The following is a 17,174-nucleotide window of genomic DNA, read 5'->3' as shown; positions in this document are numbered from 1 at the left end:
GATGCGCAGCAAGGCGCAGCCGAATGACGCAATCGCATAGACCCAAAGCCTAAAAATGGCAATCCATTAATTTTGATGCAGCAATTTCAATCGTTTAGATACTAAATATCTTACGTAAACGTAAGATATCGTGTCACCGAATTGTTACTCGGCGGCGCGCTTTTCATGATGCAGTGCGAGATATTCGGCGCTGCGCATTTCGAAAAGGCGGGATGTGGTGCGGTCGAACTCAAAACCCTCGGTGCCGCGGCGCTGCACCAGCAGTTCCTCCGGCATCGCCGCTGCCGAGATGTAGAGCCGCACGGCATGATCGTAAAACGTATCGACCAGAATGATGAAGCGTTTGATCTGGTTTCGCTTTTCCGGCCTGAGCAAGGGAATGTGATCGACGAAGACTGTATCGAAACGCTCGGCGATGGCCAGGAAGTCGGCCGGCCCGAGCGGCTTGTCGCAGAGATCGTCGAAGGAGAACCGCGCCATGCGGTCAACGGCAAGCGGCACGTGGATGTGGCGCCCCTTCATCGGAATATCCAGCGGTTGCGCCTTGCGCCCGTGCAGCGCCTGCGTCCAAGACGCATCCATCGCCATATCGTTATGATCGTTGATCGGCACCAGATAGACCGGCTGGCTGCTCAGCTTCTCCATGCGGTAGTCGGTCGGCGAACCCAGGGTAACGACATCGACATGCTGCTTGAGAAGAGCGACGAAGGGCAGGAAGAGGCCGCGATTGAGACCATCCATGTAGAGATTGTCGGGCTCGACATTCGAGGTCGCGACCAGCACGCATCCGCGCGCGAAAAGCTCGGTAAACAGCCGCGACAGGATCATTGCATCGGCGATATCGGTGACGGTGAATTCGTCGAAGCAGAGCAGTTCTGCTTGGTCATAGAGGGCCGCGGCAACCGGCGGCATCGGATCGGCCTGCTTCGTCTCGCCGTTCTTAAGCTTCAGCCGGTGCGCCGCGATGCGGTTGTGCACGTCCGCCATGAATTCGTGGAAATGCGCCCGGCGTTTCTTCTTGCACGGCGCCAACGAGAAGAACATGTCCATCAGCATGGTCTTGCCGCGGCCGACACTGCCGTGGATGTAAAGCCCGTTGATGCCGTCGGCCGATTTCTTCTTGGCGGCAAACAGCCAGCCCAGCGCGCTCGATTTTGCCGCCGGCCGCCGCTGCTTCAGCCCGGCCAGCACCCGATCCAGGCTCTTTGCCACGTCCATCTGGGCGGAGTCGACCTGCAACGCGCCCGATGCGGTCAGCGCTTTAAGCTGTTCGCAGACGCTGAGCGCATAATCGGGCATTGGCTGCATGAGGGCTTATCCGCCTGTCAGACATCGGCGGAGGCCCGCCGGTGGTTTACCGCGCCGGTTCGTTTTACCGGCTGAGGCTGATCTGCTGGCCCGTGCTGGTCTGTCCCTGGAAGCGGTTGTCGGCCGTCTTGTAGACGCTGCCGAGCTGATTGCCCGAACGGTCCTTGAGCAGCACCTGCTTGCCGGCAACCTCCCAGGAACCCATCGCCGTCAGCTCGCCGACGCAGCCGCGCGTACCGCCGCGCGAACCGCTGCCGAGATTGGTCAGCGTCAGGAACATGTCGCAGCTGCCATTGACGCGCCAGCTTCCGACCATCGATTCCTTGGTGACATCAAGCGCATTTGCGGCCATTGCGCCGGGCTGCGCACCCGGCATCGGCGCCGTCGTCGTCGGCGCGGCTGGAAACTGCGCATTGTTGACCGGCGGAAGCTGCCCGCCCTGCACCGAGGGAACCGGCTGCGCCGTCAGCGGTGCCGGCCCGGCATTCGGGCTGGAGCTGTAATCATATGCCGTACGCTGACAACCGGCTAGCGACAGAACCACTACCAGACCTGTCATCGCATATCGCAACTGCATCATCATACTCCTGAATTCGGCTGTCGCCGCAGAGAAACGGGCGTGAGACAAGTCCGATTACCGTAATTCGCTTTGGTTAATAAAGTCGAACTGCATAAATTGCCCGTGCCAACAACTAATCGAAAAACGATACAGTTCAACTGCCCCGCTGCAAAACTTCCTGCACATAGAATTTGTCAGCAAGGTGTTGCGCACGCTGATCTCTGTGCGGATCCCTGTCGAACTCCCATAATATCTCGGAATAGCGCTTCACTACCACCTGATCTTCGTGACGGCTTCGAGATCGAAGCCGTCTCTTCCGCCATCTGCATGCCGATCAGACCCGGCGCTCGACCATCATCTTCTTGATTTCGGCGATCGCCTTGGCCGGGTTCAGGCCCTTCGGGCAGGTCTGCGCACAGTTCATGATCGTGTGGCAGCGATAAAGCCGGAACGGGTCCTCGAGATTGTCGAGACGCTCGCCGGTCGCCTCGTCTCTGGAATCGATCAGCCAGCGATAGGCCTGCAGCAGAACGGCCGGTCCGAGATAGCGGTCGCCGTTCCACCAGTAGCTCGGACAGGAGGTCGAACAGCAGGCGCAGAGGATGCATTCATAGAGGCCGTCGAGCTTCTGACGGTCCTCGTGGCTCTGCTTCCATTCCTTGGCGGGCGCCGGCGACACCGTCTTCAGCCACGGTTCGATCGAACGATGCTGGGCATAGAAGTTGGTGAGGTCAGGCACCAGATCCTTGACGACGGGCAAATGCGGCAGCGGATAGATCTTCACCGAGCCCTTGATATCGTCGAGGCCCTTGGTGCAGGCGAGCGTGTTGGTGCCGTCGATATTCATCGCGCAGGATCCGCAGATGCCCTCGCGACAGGAGCGGCGCAGCGTCAGCGTCGGATCGATCTTGTTCTTGATGTAGAGCAGGCCGTCGAGCACCATCGGCCCGCAATCGTCGACATCGATGTAGAACGTGTCAATCGACGGGTTCTGGCCGTCATCCGGGCTCCAGCGGTAGACGCGGAATTCGCGGGTGTTCTTGGCACCGGCCGGCTTCGGCCAGACCTTGCCTTCGCGCATCTGGGAATTCTTGGGGAGAGCGAGTTCAACCATGTCCGGTTCCTCTTGAGATCAGTACACGCGAGCCTTCGGCTCGATCTTATGCGGATCGATGCCTTCGGCGATAAGCTCGGTGTGAACCGGCCGGTAATCGAGTTTCACGTCGCCTGCCTCGTTGACCCAAGAAAGCGTGTGCTTGCGCCAGTTGACGTCGTCGCGGCCGGCGAATGCGCCCTCGGTATAGTCCTCGCGGGCATGCGAACCGCGGCTCTCCTTGCGGGCCTCGGCGCCGTAGATCGTCGTGATGGCGTTGGCCATCAGGTTCTGCAGTTCCAGCGTTTCCACCAGATCCGAGTTCCAGATCATCGAGCGGTCGGTGACCTTGATGTCACGCATTTCCTGCCAGATCGCCGAAATGCGGCGGCAACCGGATGCCAGCGATTCCTGCGTACGGAACACCGCCGCATCTTCCTGCATGGCGCGCTGCATCTTCTCGCGCAGTTCCGCCGTCGGCGTGCCGCCGCTGGCATGACGCAGACCGTCGAAGCGGTCGATGATCTTGTCGCAGGCTGCGACGTTCAGATGCGGGATCGGCGCTGCACGATCAATCACCTCGCCGGCGCGGATCGCAGCGGCGCGGCCGAAGACCACGAGGTCGATCAGCGAGTTGGAACCGAGGCGGTTGGCGCCGTGCACCGAGGCGCAGCCGGCTTCACCGACGGCCATCAGTCCGGGGATGATCCGTTCCGGATTGGCGCTGTCGGCATTCAGCACCTCGCCCCAATAATTCGTGGGAATGCCGCCCATATTGTAGTGAACGGTCGGCAGGACCGGGATCGGCTCGCGTGTGACGTCGACGCCGGCAAAGATCTTGGCGCTCTCGGAAATCCCTGGCAGCCGCTCATGCAGCACGGCTGGATCGAGATGGTCGAGATGCAGGAAGATGTGGTCCTTGTTCTTGCCGACGCCGCGGCCTTCGCGGATTTCCAGCGTCATGCAGCGCGAAACGACGTCGCGCGAGGCAAGATCCTTGGCCGACGGCGCGTAGCGCTCCATGAAGCGCTCGCCCTCAGAGTTGACGAGGTAGCCGCCTTCGCCGCGCGCACCTTCGGTGATCAGACAGCCCGAACCATAGATGCCGGTCGGGTGGAACTGGACGAATTCCATGTCCTGCAGCGGCAGGCCGGCACGCGCCACCATGCCGCCGCCGTCGCCGGTGCAGGTATGGGCTGAGGTTGCCGAGAAATAGGCGCGGCCGTAGCCGCCGGTCGCCAGCACCACCATCTTGGCGGCGAAGCGATGAATGGTGCCGTCATCGAGGCACCAGGCGACGACGCCGGTGCAGCGGCTGCCGTCTTCCGACATGATCAGGTCGAGTGCGAAATACTCGATGAAGAATTCGGCATTGTTGCGCAGCGACTGGCCGTAGAGCGTATGCAGGATGGCGTGGCCGGTACGGTCGGCAACGGCGCAGGTGCGCTGTACCGGCGGGCCTTCGCCGTAATTCTGCATATGGCCGCCGAACGGGCGCTGATAGATCTTGCCTTCCTCGTTGCGCGAGAACGGCACGCCGTAATGCTCGAGCTCATAGACCGCCTTCGGCGCTTCCATGGTCAGATACTGCATGGCGTCGACGTCGCCGAGCCAGTCGGAACCCTTGACGGTGTCATAAAGGTGCCACTGCCAGCTATCGGGCGTCATGTTGCGCAGCGAGGCGGCAATGCCGCCCTGGGCCGCGACCGTGTGCGAGCGGGTCGGGAATACCTTGGTGATGCAGGCCGTGCGGAAACCCTGCTCGGCCATCCCGAGCGTGGCGCGCAAGCCGGCGCCGCCGGCGCCAACGACGATCACGTCGTAGGAGTGATCGATATACTTGTAGGCCTTGCCGTTCTGGGCGGGTGAGGTCGGTGCCATATCGAGCTTATCCTACGAATGCGATTTTCAGGATGGCGAACAGACAGAGGCCGGCGATCACGATCGCAAAGAACGTGTTCAGCATCAGCAGCGCGATCTTGCCGAACTCGCCATGCACGTAATCCTCGATGATGACCTGCATGCCGAGCTTCATATGGATGACGCCGGAGATCACCATCAGCCCCATGATGACCGCGACGAAGGGGTTCGACAGCGCACGAACCACGTCCGCATAGGGCGCGCCGGCATAGGTGAGCAGGAAGATGAGGAAGAACAGGATCAGCGGAACATTGGCGACGGCCGTCAGTCGCTGGCGCCAGAAATGGTCCGTGCCGTCCTTGGCGGAGCCGAGCCCGCGAACCTTGCCGAGGGGGGTGCGCATATCCATGAGAGGACCTTCAGAAGCGAATGAGGAAGCCGATCACCCAGACCAGCACGGTCAGACAGAGCGACCCGATGATGTTGGCGATGGCGAGCTTGGTCGAGAATTCTTTCCCGAAGCCGTAGCCGAGGTCCCACATGAAGTGGCGGAAACCGCCGAGCATGTGGTGCAGCAGCGCCCAAGTATAGCCGAGCAGCACGAGCTTGCCGAGAAGGCTGCCCAGCACCCAGTTGGCCCAGTCATAGGAACCCTGGCCGCTTGCCGCTGCGATCAGCCACCAGGCGACCAGCAGCGTGCCGACGTAAAGCGCGCTACCGGTAATGCGGTGGACGATGGACATGACCATGGTGGGAATAGGTTTGTAAATTTGCAGATGCGGCGATAGGGGCCGGTTATTTGTCACGTTCGCCATCAGAACCTCGCGGCGGCTTCTCTGCGCTCCCGGATTTCGGAGCATGCTCAGTCAACCACACGAATGACAAATTCTCTGTGTGCGTTGCATCAATTGCGACGTTTAATCACCGGGAACGCCGACGACAAGCACAATCGCTGTCGGCTTTTAATTTAATCGATTCGCGTTACCGGGAAGTTTGCGGGCTAAAGAAACTGGTCTTTTCCGCTCAATATTTATGCATATTCTCCAGCCTGAATGGACAAGCCTCGGCTTTTGGCGCAATCTGGCGTTAACGATTTGTTAACGATCGGAATTCCGGAGGCCGGCATCCATGTTTCGCAGTCTGTCCGCAGTCACCCTGCTTGCCCTGTCAGCGCTTGCCGCATTCCCGGCCGCGGCCGGCGACCGGCATAACGATCATCGCTTTCCCGGCCATCGTCACGCTTTCCATGGCGGATCGTTTCTCGGCGAACGTGTGAACTGGCGCGATCGCGGTATCCGTTTCGATCATGCTTATGGCCGTCGGGCCGACAGAGACAGGATGCCGGTGCTGAAGCAGTTTTCATCGGCGGCGACCAATCGCGTCGGGCGCAGCAATCTCGTCATCGTCCCTCCCGAGCCCCGGGGTTATGACGGCGGCGACACCTATGCCGGCTCTTCTTATGTCTATCAGGCTGATGGCGGAACCTATGTCGGCGGCTATAGGTTCTATCCGCCCGGACGGCCTGAAGCTTTGGCACCGAAAGCAAAGGTCATCGACGTCGCCGTCCGGGACGACCCTTGCGCCTATGAGGCCAATGTCTGCGTCATCCGGCCTTAGAGGCAGGACAAGCCGGAAGCAAACCGCCACACCGTCGTCTTCTTGATTTCGCTGTCTTCGAGCGCCCGCGTCACCGGCACCTCATAGGCCGCGCAGAATTCCAGCCGATCCGGAGGCAGGTAGCTGCGGCCGGGATCGCCGACCAGAACCAACTTACCCTCCGTCGCCAGCCGCGACAGCCAGGGAATGAGCGCATCGGCAAAGGCGCGGTCATAGAAAACGTCGCCGGCAAGCACGATATCCGCGTCGACCGCCTGCCCGATCAGATCGGCGTCGGTAAAGCCGAGCGAAATGCCATTGACCTCGGCATTCAGCCGGACTGCCGTCTCCGCCCAGGGATCGATATCATTGGCGGTAACCTCCAGGGCACCGGCCATCGCCGCTGCAATGCCGACAAGACCGGAACCGCTGGCGAAATCCAGCACCCGCTTGCCGCGCACCACGTCCGGATGATCGAGGATGTAGCGCGCCAGTCCCTGGCCACCCGCCCAGGCGAAAGCCCAGAAGGGCGGCGGCAGGCCGATCGCCTCCAGCTCCTCCTCCGTCTTCAACCACAGCTCATGCGCCTCGCTGGCCAGATAGAGTGAAATCTCCGGCACATGCGGCGGCGCCATTGGGCTGGTATTGGCCCTGATGAAGGCTTCCGGATCGGTCTTCAACGCGGCGGATTGTCCAATCCGCCCATGCGGCAGACTTCGGCCCATTCGTCATCCGTCACCGGCTGCACCGAAAGCCGCATCGAGGTGACGAGCGCCATCTTGGCGAGCTTCTCGCTCGCCTTGACATCCTTCAGCGTCACCGGCTTCGGCATGTCCATGACGGCGCGGATATGGACGCAATCCCACTTCGGGTCGCCCTTGGCGGTGGAATCGGGTTGCGACAGCGCCGAGACCTCGACAATGCCGACAACTTCGAGCCCGTCATTGGAATGATAGAAAAACCCTTTGTCGCCGATCTGCATCGCCCGCATGTTGTTACGCGCCAGATAGTTGCGGACACCGGTCCATTCCGTGCCCTTTTCGCCGGCAGCCTTCTGCTGCTCCCAGGACCAGGAGGCTGGTTCGGATTTATAAAGCCAGTGCGCCATGCCTCACGCCTCCGGTTTGTTGAAGACCCAGTTGTAGGCCTTGACGTCCACACTTTCGAACAGTCCGGCCTTGGCATAAGGATCGGCATCGGCAAGCGCCCGCGCCGCTTCCTTCGTCTCCGCTTCGACGATGATCAGGCTGCCGCAGGCCTTGCCCTCGTCATCGAGAAATGGGCCGGCGATCTTCAGCGTTCCCTCGGCGTTCAACCCGTTCAGATATTCGACATGTGTCGGGCGCGTCTCCATGCGCACGTTCAGATGTCCCGGCTTGTCCTTGCAAAGAAGGGCGAAAAGCATGTCTGTCTCCTATTCGGTGGTGATCGGACGCGTCATCAGCTGCTCTATCGCCTCTGATATATCGAGCCTGCCGTCGATGATGGCGGAAACGGCATCGGTGATCGGCATGCTGACCGCAAGCTCTGCCGCAAGCCGCGAGGCGACGGACGCAGCAAGCGCACCTTCCACCAGCGCGCCCTGCAGCGGATCGGCCTTTTCGCCGCGCCCGAGAGCGATGCCGAAGCGCAGATTGCGCGATTGATGGCTCGTCGCCGTCAGCACCAGATCGCCGAGGCCGGAAAGCCCACGCACAGTATCCGCCTGCCCGCCCTTGGCGACGACGAAGCGCGACATTTCCGCAAGCCCGCGCGCAATCAGCGCCGCACGGGCGGAATCGCCGATGCCGCCGCCTTCGACGATGCCGCAGGCGATCGCCAGGACGTTTTTCAGCGCGCCGCCGAGCTGCACGCCGATCCGGTCGCTGGAAGCGTAGAGCCGAAAGGTCCGGCCGGAAATCGCCTGGGCGAGCCGCTCCGCGACCTCCATATCCTCAGCCGCAATCGCCATCGCCGTCGGCAGGCCCTTGGCGATATCGGCGGCAAAACCCGGGCCGGAGAGCACGGCGACGGAATGGTCCGGCAGTTCCCGTTCCAGCATGTCGGTCAGAAGATTGCCGGTTGCCCGCTCGATGCCCTTGGCGCAGGTGACGACAACGGCATCCTTGGAAAGATAGGGTCCGTATTGGCGGGCCGCATCCGCTTGTGCCTGCGACGGCATCGCAAAAAGCACGATGGAGGCGTCGGCAATCGATGCCGCCTCGGCGGCAAATTCCAGCGTATCCGGCAGAGAAATGCCGGGCAGCACCGCATCATGCAGCCGTTCGGCCTTCAGATCGGCCATTAGCGAAGGATTGCGCCCGACGAGCGTCACCGCGCTGCGGCCGGCAAGGGCGATGACGGCGGCAAGCGCCGTGCCGAAAGCCCCCGATCCGACGACGGCGATGTTTTCGCTCATGCCTTGGCCCCTCTCTTGCCGAAACCGATCAGCGTTTCCGCATGGGAATCGAGCGGCCAGCGCGAGCGCGGCTGGACGTCGAGCGGATCAGGCGCGGCACCGGTCGCCATTCGCTCCAGTCCTGCCCAGGCAATCATCACCGCATTGTCGGTGCAGAGATGCAGCGGCGGCGCAATGAAGCGGAAGCCGTTTTTGTCGCAGAGCGCCTGCAGCGTGCCGCGCAGTTCGAGATTGGCGGCGACACCGCCGGCAACGACAAGCGCCGGCTTCTCATCGGTCGCGGCAAACTCCGTCTTGAACCGCTGCAGGCCGCGGCCGATGCGATCCTTCAGCGTGCGCGAAACCGCTTTTTGAAACGAGGCGCAAATATCCGCCACATCCTGATCGCTGAGCGGCGCGATATCCTGCGCCACCTGCCGCACCGCCGTCTTCAGGCCGGAGAAGGAGAAATCGAGCCGTGCCTCGCCGACCAGTGGCCGCGGAAAATTGAAGCGATCGGGATTGCCGTCGCGCGCCATCCGTTCCACCGCCGGGCCGCCGGGATAGGGCAGACCGAGCAGCTTTGCCGTCTTGTCGAAGGCCTCGCCGAGCGCATCGTCGATCGTCGTGCCCCAGCGCTCATACTGTCCGACGCCGCGCACCAGGATCAGCTGGGTATGGCCGCCGGAGACGAGCAGCATCAGATAGGGAAAGGAAAGCCCGTCCGTCAGCCGCGCCGTCAGCGCATGGCCTTCGAGATGGTTGACCGCATAAAGCGGCTTGCCGGCGGCCCTGGCGATCGCCTTGCCGGTCATCAATCCCACAAGCAGCCCGCCGATCAGCCCCGGTCCCGACGTGGCGGCAATGGCGTCGATATCAGCCAGCGACACATTGGCGCGCTTCAGCGCCTCCTCGATCAGCTCGTCCAGCGCCTCGACATGGGCGCGCGCGGCGATCTCCGGCACCACACCGCCATAGGCGCTATGCTCGTCGAGCTGGGAAAGCACGACGTCCGACAGCACGTTGGAATGCCCCTCCGCATCGCGCTCGACGACCGCAGCGGCGGTCTCGTCGCAGCTCGTTTCGATGCCAAGGATGCGCAGAAAGGGAGCCATGAAGCCTGTTCGTTGATTGCGATGGGATGGAAACCCGTTTACGAGAACTCCGGTAACAACGGAATAGAGCGGATGCAAACAAAACCTTTCCGGATCGGCACGCGGGGCAGCCCGCTGGCGCTTGCCCAAGCGCATGAGGCCCGCGACAGGCTGATGGCGGCGCATCATCTGCCCGAGGACATGTTCGAGATCGTCGTGCTGACGACCAAGGGCGACCGCATCACCGACCGTTCGCTGGCCGAGATCGGCGGCAAGGGCCTCTTCACCGAGGAAATTGAGCAGAAGCTTGTTGCCGGCGAGCTCGATTTCGCCGTGCACTCCGCCAAGGATATTGCAACGAAGCTGCCGGAGGGGCTTTATCTCTCCGCCTATCTGCCACGCGAAGATATCCGCGACGCCGTCATCGGCCGCACCGCGCGCAAGCTGATCGACCTGCCGCATGGCGCCACCGTCGGTTCCTCGTCGCTGCGCCGTCAGGCGCTGATCCGCCGCATGCGGCCGGATATCAATGTGGTGACCTTCCGCGGCCTGGTGGAAACGCGCCTGCGCAAGCTCGAAGAGGGCCAGGTCGATGCCACCTTGCTGGCGCTTGCCGGCCTGAAACGGCTTGGGAAGGTCGAGGTTCTCACCGATATTCTCGATCCCGACACCTTCCCGCCGGCGCCGGCGCAGGGGGCGATCTGCATCGAAAGCCGCATCGGTGATACCAGGATCGACGATCTGCTGGCGCCGGTCAACGATGCCGCAACCTTCGACACGGTCTCCTGCGAGCGCGCCTTCCTCGCCGCGCTCGACGGCTCCTGCCGCACGCCGATCGGCGGTTATGCCGTCTGCGAAGGCGACCTGATCCGCTTTTCCGGCCTGATCATCACGCCTGACGGCCGCAGCCAGCATGCGGTAACGACCGACGGCCACCGCCGCGATGCGGCAGCCCTCGGCACCCGCGCCGGCCAGGACGTGCGCGCAAGGGCCGGCAGCGCCTTTTTCGACGACTGGCACTGACGCGGCCATGCGCGTGCTCGTCACCCGCCCCGCGCATTCGGCCGAGAAAACCGCACAACGTCTGCGCGATATGGGCCACGAGCCGCTGCTGCTGCCGCTGCGCCAGCCGCTGCACGACAGCGCCGCAGCCGCGACTGCGCTGGCAAGAACCAGCGGCGCAATCGCCGTGACCAGCGCCGAAGCTGTCAGGGTCATCTCCGCTCTCGGTGAGCAGCTTCGTCCACATCTTGCTCGCCCGCTTTTCGCCGTCGGTGAGACGACGGCGGAAGAAGCGCGCAAGCTTGGCTTCCGGTCGGTCGCTTCATCCAAGGGCAACGGCCGCGATCTCGCCGACCTCGTCGCGGCGCAGGGAGACGGCCGCTTGCTCTATCTTGCCGGCATGCCGCGGGCCGAAACTTTCGAAGCAGGATTGCGCCAGCGCGGCATCCGCTTTTCCGTCGCCGAATGTTATCGCATGCAGCCGGTCGTCCCCGGCCCGGCAGAGATCGAGGGGATTTTCTCAAGCCGGAGGCCGGAGGTCATTCTCTTCTATTCCCGGCAGACGGCCGAGGATTTCTTTGGCGTCCCCGAACTGCGATCAGCCCTGCCGGACGACAGCGAAATCCGCCTTCTCTGCCTCAGCGAGGCAGTGGCGCAAGCCATCCCGACCGCTCTGAAAAAAAGCGTAATGATTTCGCCAATGACGGATGAGAAAAGCCTTTTGTCGCTGCTTTGAAGGCTTTAGCCGCCCAAATTTGATCTAACCTCTTCCCTTAACTGGCATCACTGTCTAGTTTCGTTGCAATGCAGGATAAAGAGGACCTCATGGTATCGGGAAACCCGCCACGCCATTCGAAGAGCGCCGACGAGCCGGTCACGATCGACCTCGCAGCACAGGATTTCGCCTCTGCAGCCGATACCGAAAAACCGGTCGAGAATGATGTCGGCGATGCCGTCACCGGCCCCGCCGATGCCGGCGTGACACCCGAAACTGACGCTGCGCCGCAGGTCGAAGATGAACGGGTCGAGCAGGAAAAGGCCGAACACGAGGACCAGCTCGGAACGGATGCGCGCGCGGAGGAACCGGTAGCCCGGGAAGCTTCCTTCACGCCCGCGGCCGAACAGCCCGCGCCGAAGAGCGCCACCACCTCCGGTCTCATTGCCGCCGGCATCGTCGGCGGCCTCGTGGCGCTGCTTGGCGCCGGCGCCATCCAATATGCCGGTTACCTCCCGGGCGGCTCGTCCGCGCCACAGACGGCCTCGCCGCAGACGGCCGAGCTTTCCGGCGAGATCGACGGCCTGAAACAGACCGTCGCCAACCTTGCCGCCAATCCGGCGAGCGTAGATGATGGTGCGCTTGCAAAGCGCGTCGCTGCGCTGGAAACGGCTGCGAAGGCCCCGACAGCCGCAGCACCGGCCGATTCGGCAAATGTCGAGGCACTCAACCAGAAGATTGCGGAACTGACCGGCCAGGTCGACCAGTTGCGCACCACCCTTTCCCAGTCTTCCGAGCAGCAGACGACGAGCGGTGCCGATATCTCCAAGCGCCTCGAAGAGGCTGAGAAGAAACTGAACGCGCCACGCGAGGATGTCGCCGTTGCGCGGGCGATTGCGGCGGCCGCTCTGAAGGCGGCGATCGATCGCGGTGGGCCGTTCCTGGCCGAACTCGATACCTTCGCCGGTGTCGCACCCGATGATCCCACTGTTGCCGATCTGCGCGCCTTTGCCGAGACCGGCATTCCCTCACGCGCCGAACTCGTGCGTCAGGTTCCCGATGTCGCCACCGCGATTGTCGAAGCCGTCAACCAGCCGGATCCGAACGAAAGCTGGTCGGACCGGTTGATGTCGAGCGCCAAGTCGCTGGTGTCAGTCCGTCCCGTCGGCAATATCGAGGGCGAAAGCGTCGAAGCCGTCGCTGCCCGCCTGGAGGACAAGGTGAAGAGCGGCGACCTGCCGGGCGCTTCCGCCGAATGGAATAATCTGCCGGCTCCGGGCAAGCAGGCTTCCGCCGCGTTCAAGCAATCGCTCGAAGCGCGTATCCGGGTCGAGGAACTGGTGGGCGGGGCGCTGTCGAAAGCGGTTTCCGGCACCGGCAAGGAGGGATGAGACCATGCTGATCCGCCTTGTCGCCTTCGCCCTCTTCGTGCTGCTTCTCGCCTATGGCTTCTCCTGGCTCGCCGATCGTCCGGGTGACCTCTCGCTGATCTGGGAGGGCCAGCTCTACCAGACCAAGCTGATCGTCGCCGCCAGCGCGATCATCGCTCTGATAGCCGCCGTGATGATCGGCTGGTGGTTCGTCCGCCTGGTCTGGACCTCGCCGCATTCGGTGACGCGCTATTTCCGCGCCCGCAAGCGCGACCGCGGCTATCAGGCGCTGTCGACCGGCCTGATCGCTGCCGGCGCCGGCAATGCGGCTCTCGCCCGCAAGATGGCCGCCCGCTCACGCGGCCTCATCCGCGCCGATCAGGAGCCGCTGATCAACCTGCTCGAAGCCCAAGCCGCGCTGATCGAAGGCCGCCATGATGAGGCGCGCGCCAAATTCGAGGCGATGGCCAACGATCCCGAGACGCGCGAGCTCGGCCTGCGCGGCCTTTATCTGGAGGCCCGCCGCCTCGGCGCCAATGAGGCCGCCCGCCAATATGCCGAAAAGGCTGCCGACACCGCGCCCTATCTGCCTTGGGCCGCTCAGGCGACGCTTGAATATCGTAGCCAGGCCGGCCGCTGGGACGATGCCATCCGCCTGCTCGAACAACAGAAGGCCGCCCGCGTCGTCGAAAAGGCCGAAGCCAACCGTCTGCACGCCGTCCTGCTGGCAGCGCGCGCCGGCGAGAAGTTGGAAAGCAATCCGACCGGTGCCCGCGACGACGCGCTGCAGGCGCTGAAACTCGCCGCCGATTTCATACCGGCAGCCCTGATTGGCGCCAAGGCGCTATTTCGCGAAGGCGGTGTGCGCAAGGCCGCCTCGATCCTCGAACAGGCATGGAAATCGGCACCGCATCCTGAGATCGGCCAAGCCTATGTCAGGGCCCGCAGTGGTGATTCCACCCTCGATCGGTTGAAGCGCGCCGAACGGCTGGAAGGGCTGCGCCCGAACAATGTCGAATCCCTTCTCGTCGTCGCCCAGGCTGCGCTCGACGCGCAGGAATTCGCCAAGGCTCGCGCCAAGGCGGAAGCAGCAGCACGCATGCAGCCGCGTGAGAGCGCTTTCCTGCTGCTGGCCGACATCGAAGAAGCCGAAACCGGCGACCAGGGCCGGGTGCGCCACTGGCTGGCCCAGGCGCTGAAAGCCCCGCGCGATCCGGCCTGGGTGGCGGATGGTTTCGTGTCCGACAAATGGCTGCCGGTCTCGCCGGTGACCGGCCGCCTCGACGCCTTCGAATGGAAAGCGCCGTTCGGCCAGATCGAGGGTCCGCTCGAAGACGGCTCAGTGCCGGCCTCGATCGAAACAGCCCTGAAGACCTTGCCGCCGCTGCGCGACGTCAGGCCGGAAAGCCCGGTCAACGACCATCGCATCATCGAGCTGGAAAGCGCCGCGACGATTGCCGAAGCTGTGCGCCCGACGCCGGCACCGGCAAAACCGAAGCCCACCGAACCGGCCGCGAGCGACAAAGCGCCCGCACCGGGCGAGGCAAAACCTTTCTTTGGCGGGCGGCCGGATGATCCCGGCGTTCGCGATCCCAGGGTGGAACAGGAACCCAAGACCCGGCTCCGCCTTTTCTGAAATGGAACGAAAACCGCATGTTCGAACGCTTTCAGGCATTCTTCCAGAATCTTACCGCCGACCACCCCAGGAAAGGTTTTGCCCCTGACGATCCACGCATAACAGTGGCAGCGCTCTGTATGCAGGTCATGGAGGCAGACGGTCAGATCAAAGCCAGCGAGAAAAAGCGGCTGCGCAAGCTGCTGAAGGAGCAGTATGCACTCGACGGCAAGCAGCTCGATGCGCTGATCGCCGCCGGCCTTGAGGCCGAAAGCACCGCCGTCGACTATTATCGCTTCACCGCCGACTTGAAACGCCATCTCAATACCGAGCAACGGCTGGAACTGATCGGCATTCTCTGGGACATCGTCTATGCCGATGGCGAACGCAGCGAAATGGAAGACCATGTAATCTGGCGTATCGCCGATCTGCTCGGCGTCTCCTCGCGCGAGCGCATCCAGAAGCGGCAGGAGGCCGCCGCCAGGGTCACAGATGTCCGGGTTGCGCAAGATGATACCGACTGAGCAAAACTCCGACCGCGACCGGCGCCCGATCCTCATCGTCCTGCATCAGGAGCGGTCGAGCCCCGGCCGTGTCGGCCAATTGCTTGTCGAAAAAGGCTACCGCCTCGATATCCGTCGCCCGGTTCTCGGCGAGCCGCTTCCGGTAACGCTCGAAGACCATGCCGGCGCTGTGGTCTTCGGCGGGCCGATGAGCGCCAATGATCCCGATGACTTCGTCAAGAAGGAAATCGGCTGGATCGACGTGCCGCTGCGGGAAAAACGCCCTTACCTCGGTATCTGCCTTGGCGCCCAGATGCTGGTGCACCATCTCGGCGGCAAGGTGCAGACGAATGCCGACGGCTCGACGGAGATCGGCTGGTACCCTCTCCGCCCGACCGAGAAGGGCCGCCTGCTGATGCACTGGCCGAAGATGGTCTATCATTTCCACCGCGAGGGCTTCGAGCTGCCGCACGGCGCCCACCTTCTGGCCGAAGGCGATGCATATCCGAACCAGGCCTTCCGCTACGACGGTAACGCCTGGGGACTGCAGTTCCATGCCGAATTGACCCGAGTGATGATGCACCGCTGGGTGGTGCACGGCGCGCACCGCTTCATCCTGCCGAACGCCCAGCAGGGCCGCGAACATCTCGAAGGCCGCATGCTGTTCGACGCGCCGCTGAAAGCCTGGCTGAGCGAATTCCTCGATATCGTCTTCGAAGGCAAGACGGCAAAGGCGACGTCTTCTATCGCGCTTCGCGCATCGTCCGTTTCTTAAGATTCCGACGATGCAGTGGGCGCGTCGAGCGTATCGATCCGCCGCAATTTCGGGAAACTCGACGCCCAGATCGCCGCCACCGCCAAAGTTCCGATCCCGCCGATAACGACCGCCGGCACAGCGCCGAAGATCGATGCCATCGTGCCGGCCCGGAATTCCCCGAGTTCGTTCGAAGCACCGACGAAGACCATGTTGACCGCATTGACGCGGCCGCGCAGCTGATCCGGCGTCCAGAGCGCAATCAGGCTCTCGCGGACATAGACCGACACCATGTCAGCCGCCCCCATCAGCGCCAGCGCCGCGATCGAGACTTCGGTATTGGTCGAGATCCCGAAGATGATCGTTCCTAGACCGAACAGGGCGACGCCGATGAACATGTAGATGCCGGCGCGATGTTTGAGCGGATAGGCGGCGAGGAGGATCGCCATGACGATGGCGCCAAGTCCCGGCGCCGAGCGCAGCAGTCCGAGGCCCCAGGGGCCGAGCGTCAATATATCACGTGCGAAGATCGGCATCAGTGCGGTTGCGCCGCCGAGCAGCACGGCGAAGAGATCGAGCGAGATCGCCCCGAGCACCACCTTTTCGGCGCGGATGAAACTGAAGCCGCCAAGGATCATCGCCCAGCTCTTGGTCTCGCCCGTCGTCTTCTGCACCGGTTTTGGGATCATGTAGAGAAGAGCCGCGCCGAGCACGGAAAAGATCACCGCCACCGTATAGGCGGTCGGTGCGCTGACGCCGTAGAGCAGACCGCCGAGCACCGGCCCGGTGATTGCCGCGAGCTGCCAGGACGACGAATTCCAGGCGATCGCGTTGGAGAGATCCTGCTCTGGCACGAGATTGGGAGCCAGCGATTGCACCGCCGGCGACATGAAGGCGCGTTCGATGCCGAAGATCAAAAGCACCGCGAAAACCGGCAGCGGCGTGAAGGTCCCCATCGCCGTCATGACCAGCAGCGCCAGCGTGCAGAGCGCGCTCACCAGCGAGCAGAGGGCGGCGATCGCTCGGCGATTGTACCGATCGGCCACCGAGCCGGTGACGAGCATGAGCAGCAGCGACGGCAGGAACTGCACAAGGCCGATCAAACCGAGATAGATCGCGCTGCCGGTCTGGTCGTACATCTGCCATCCCACGGCAACGCTGACGATCTGCTGCGAGAAGGAAAGCAGGAAGCGCGCTAGGAAGAACCGCGTATAGGACGAATGCCGGAACGCGGCAAAACGGTCTCCGGTGGGCGAAAACGACATGGGTGTTTTCCGAGGGGACGGGCGCCGGAAGTGCGGCAAGGCCGCCCGTTAAACATGATTCAC

19 protein-coding genes are annotated in these 17,174 nt (G+C 63.0%); 7 read left to right on the top strand and 12 right to left on the bottom strand.

Features of this window, described 5'->3' with window-relative positions; all coding sequences use genetic code 11:
- Positions 1 to 144: 144 nt before the first annotated feature.
- The 6 genes from zapE to sdhC form a co-directional block, all read right to left on the bottom strand.
- Complete coding sequence (zapE, locus tag RCCGE510_RS18815) at positions 145 to 1,308, bottom strand: cell division protein ZapE (protein WP_007632539.1); 1,164 nt, start codon at positions 1,306 to 1,308, stop codon at positions 145 to 147.
- Positions 1,309 to 1,372: 64 nt separating this feature from the next.
- Entirely contained in the window at positions 1,373 to 1,885 is a 513-nt protein-coding gene (locus tag RCCGE510_RS18810) for a protease inhibitor Inh/omp19 family protein (protein ID WP_007632537.1), read from the bottom strand.
- Between the two features lie 316 nt (positions 1,886 to 2,201).
- Entirely contained in the window at positions 2,202 to 2,981 is a 780-nt protein-coding gene (locus RCCGE510_RS18805) for a succinate dehydrogenase iron-sulfur subunit (RefSeq protein ID WP_007632536.1), read from the bottom strand.
- An 18-nt stretch (positions 2,982 to 2,999) separates the two neighbouring features.
- A complete protein-coding gene (sdhA, locus tag RCCGE510_RS18800; protein ID WP_007632534.1) occupies positions 3,000 to 4,841 on the bottom strand; it encodes a succinate dehydrogenase flavoprotein subunit in 1,842 nt (613 codons plus the stop codon).
- A gap of 7 nt (positions 4,842 to 4,848) precedes the next feature.
- Positions 4,849 to 5,229, bottom strand: coding sequence for a succinate dehydrogenase, hydrophobic membrane anchor protein (gene sdhD / locus RCCGE510_RS18795; protein WP_007632532.1), 381 nt, complete (start codon positions 5,227 to 5,229; stop codon positions 4,849 to 4,851).
- A 10-nt stretch (positions 5,230 to 5,239) separates the two neighbouring features.
- On the bottom strand, positions 5,240 to 5,635 hold the full coding sequence (sdhC, locus tag RCCGE510_RS18790; RefSeq protein ID WP_007632530.1) for a succinate dehydrogenase, cytochrome b556 subunit: 396 nt from the start codon (positions 5,633 to 5,635) through the stop codon (positions 5,240 to 5,242).
- A gap of 313 nt (positions 5,636 to 5,948) precedes the next feature.
- Between sdhC and RCCGE510_RS18785 the strand changes: the two genes are divergently transcribed.
- Positions 5,949 to 6,437 (top strand): hypothetical protein, encoded by a 489-nt coding sequence (locus tag RCCGE510_RS18785; RefSeq protein WP_007632527.1) that lies wholly within the window; start codon positions 5,949 to 5,951, stop codon positions 6,435 to 6,437.
- Here RCCGE510_RS18785 and RCCGE510_RS18780 read toward each other — a convergent pair.
- From RCCGE510_RS18780 to tsaD, 5 genes are read right to left on the bottom strand one after another with little or no spacing between them, the layout of a single operon-like run.
- Positions 6,434 to 7,096, bottom strand: a complete 663-nt coding sequence (locus tag RCCGE510_RS18780) for a methyltransferase (RefSeq protein ID WP_007632525.1) — start codon at positions 7,094 to 7,096, stop codon at positions 6,434 to 6,436. The two genes, RCCGE510_RS18785 and RCCGE510_RS18780, sit on opposite strands and share 4 nt — an antisense overlap.
- Positions 7,093 to 7,524 carry an EVE domain-containing protein gene (locus tag RCCGE510_RS18775; RefSeq protein ID WP_007632523.1) on the bottom strand — a complete coding sequence of 144 codons (432 nt, stop codon included), beginning with the start codon at positions 7,522 to 7,524 and terminating at the stop codon, positions 7,093 to 7,095. Before RCCGE510_RS18775 ends, RCCGE510_RS18780 begins: the two co-directional genes overlap by 4 nt.
- Positions 7,525 to 7,527: 3 nt before the next feature.
- Positions 7,528 to 7,821, bottom strand: a complete 294-nt coding sequence (locus RCCGE510_RS18770; RefSeq protein WP_007632518.1) for a YciI-like protein — start codon at positions 7,819 to 7,821, stop codon at positions 7,528 to 7,530.
- A 9-nt stretch (positions 7,822 to 7,830) separates the two neighbouring features.
- Entirely contained in the window at positions 7,831 to 8,814 is a 984-nt protein-coding gene (locus RCCGE510_RS18765) for an NAD(P)H-dependent glycerol-3-phosphate dehydrogenase (protein ID WP_007632516.1), read from the bottom strand.
- Entirely contained in the window at positions 8,811 to 9,908 is a 1,098-nt protein-coding gene (tsaD, locus tag RCCGE510_RS18760) for a tRNA (adenosine(37)-N6)-threonylcarbamoyltransferase complex transferase subunit TsaD (RefSeq protein WP_007632514.1), read from the bottom strand. The genes RCCGE510_RS18765 and tsaD overlap by 4 nt, the downstream gene beginning before the upstream one ends.
- A gap of 72 nt (positions 9,909 to 9,980) precedes the next feature.
- On the opposite strand from tsaD, the gene hemC reads away from it, so the two are divergent.
- From hemC to RCCGE510_RS18730, 6 genes are all read left to right on the top strand, one after another.
- Complete coding sequence (gene hemC / locus RCCGE510_RS18755; protein WP_007632513.1) at positions 9,981 to 10,910, top strand: hydroxymethylbilane synthase; 930 nt, start codon at positions 9,981 to 9,983, stop codon at positions 10,908 to 10,910.
- A gap of 7 nt (positions 10,911 to 10,917) precedes the next feature.
- Positions 10,918 to 11,625, top strand: a complete 708-nt coding sequence (locus RCCGE510_RS18750) for a uroporphyrinogen-III synthase (RefSeq protein ID WP_007632511.1) — start codon at positions 10,918 to 10,920, stop codon at positions 11,623 to 11,625.
- A gap of 68 nt (positions 11,626 to 11,693) precedes the next feature.
- Positions 11,694 to 12,995, top strand: coding sequence for a COG4223 family protein (locus RCCGE510_RS18745; protein WP_192815321.1), 1,302 nt, complete (start codon positions 11,694 to 11,696; stop codon positions 12,993 to 12,995).
- Between the two features lie 4 nt (positions 12,996 to 12,999).
- Entirely contained in the window at positions 13,000 to 14,610 is a 1,611-nt protein-coding gene (locus RCCGE510_RS18740; RefSeq protein ID WP_007632507.1) for a heme biosynthesis protein HemY, read from the top strand.
- A gap of 17 nt (positions 14,611 to 14,627) precedes the next feature.
- A complete protein-coding gene (locus RCCGE510_RS18735; protein ID WP_007632506.1) occupies positions 14,628 to 15,113 on the top strand; it encodes a TerB family tellurite resistance protein in 486 nt (161 codons plus the stop codon).
- Positions 15,091 to 15,867, top strand: coding sequence for a glutamine amidotransferase (locus RCCGE510_RS18730; RefSeq protein WP_240539669.1), 777 nt, complete (start codon positions 15,091 to 15,093; stop codon positions 15,865 to 15,867). The genes RCCGE510_RS18735 and RCCGE510_RS18730 overlap by 23 nt, the downstream gene beginning before the upstream one ends.
- On the opposite strand, the gene RCCGE510_RS18725 is transcribed toward RCCGE510_RS18730, so the two are convergent.
- Positions 15,864 to 17,111, bottom strand: coding sequence for an MFS transporter (locus RCCGE510_RS18725; protein WP_007632504.1), 1,248 nt, complete (start codon positions 17,109 to 17,111; stop codon positions 15,864 to 15,866). The two genes, RCCGE510_RS18730 and RCCGE510_RS18725, sit on opposite strands and share 4 nt — an antisense overlap.
- Between the last annotated feature and the right edge of the window lie 63 nt (positions 17,112 to 17,174).

The sequence above is a fragment of the Rhizobium sp. CCGE 510 genome (genome assembly GCF_000292525.1).
Lineage (GTDB): Bacteria > Pseudomonadota > Alphaproteobacteria > Rhizobiales > Rhizobiaceae > Rhizobium.
This window is presented reverse-complemented; position numbering and strand designations above follow the sequence as displayed.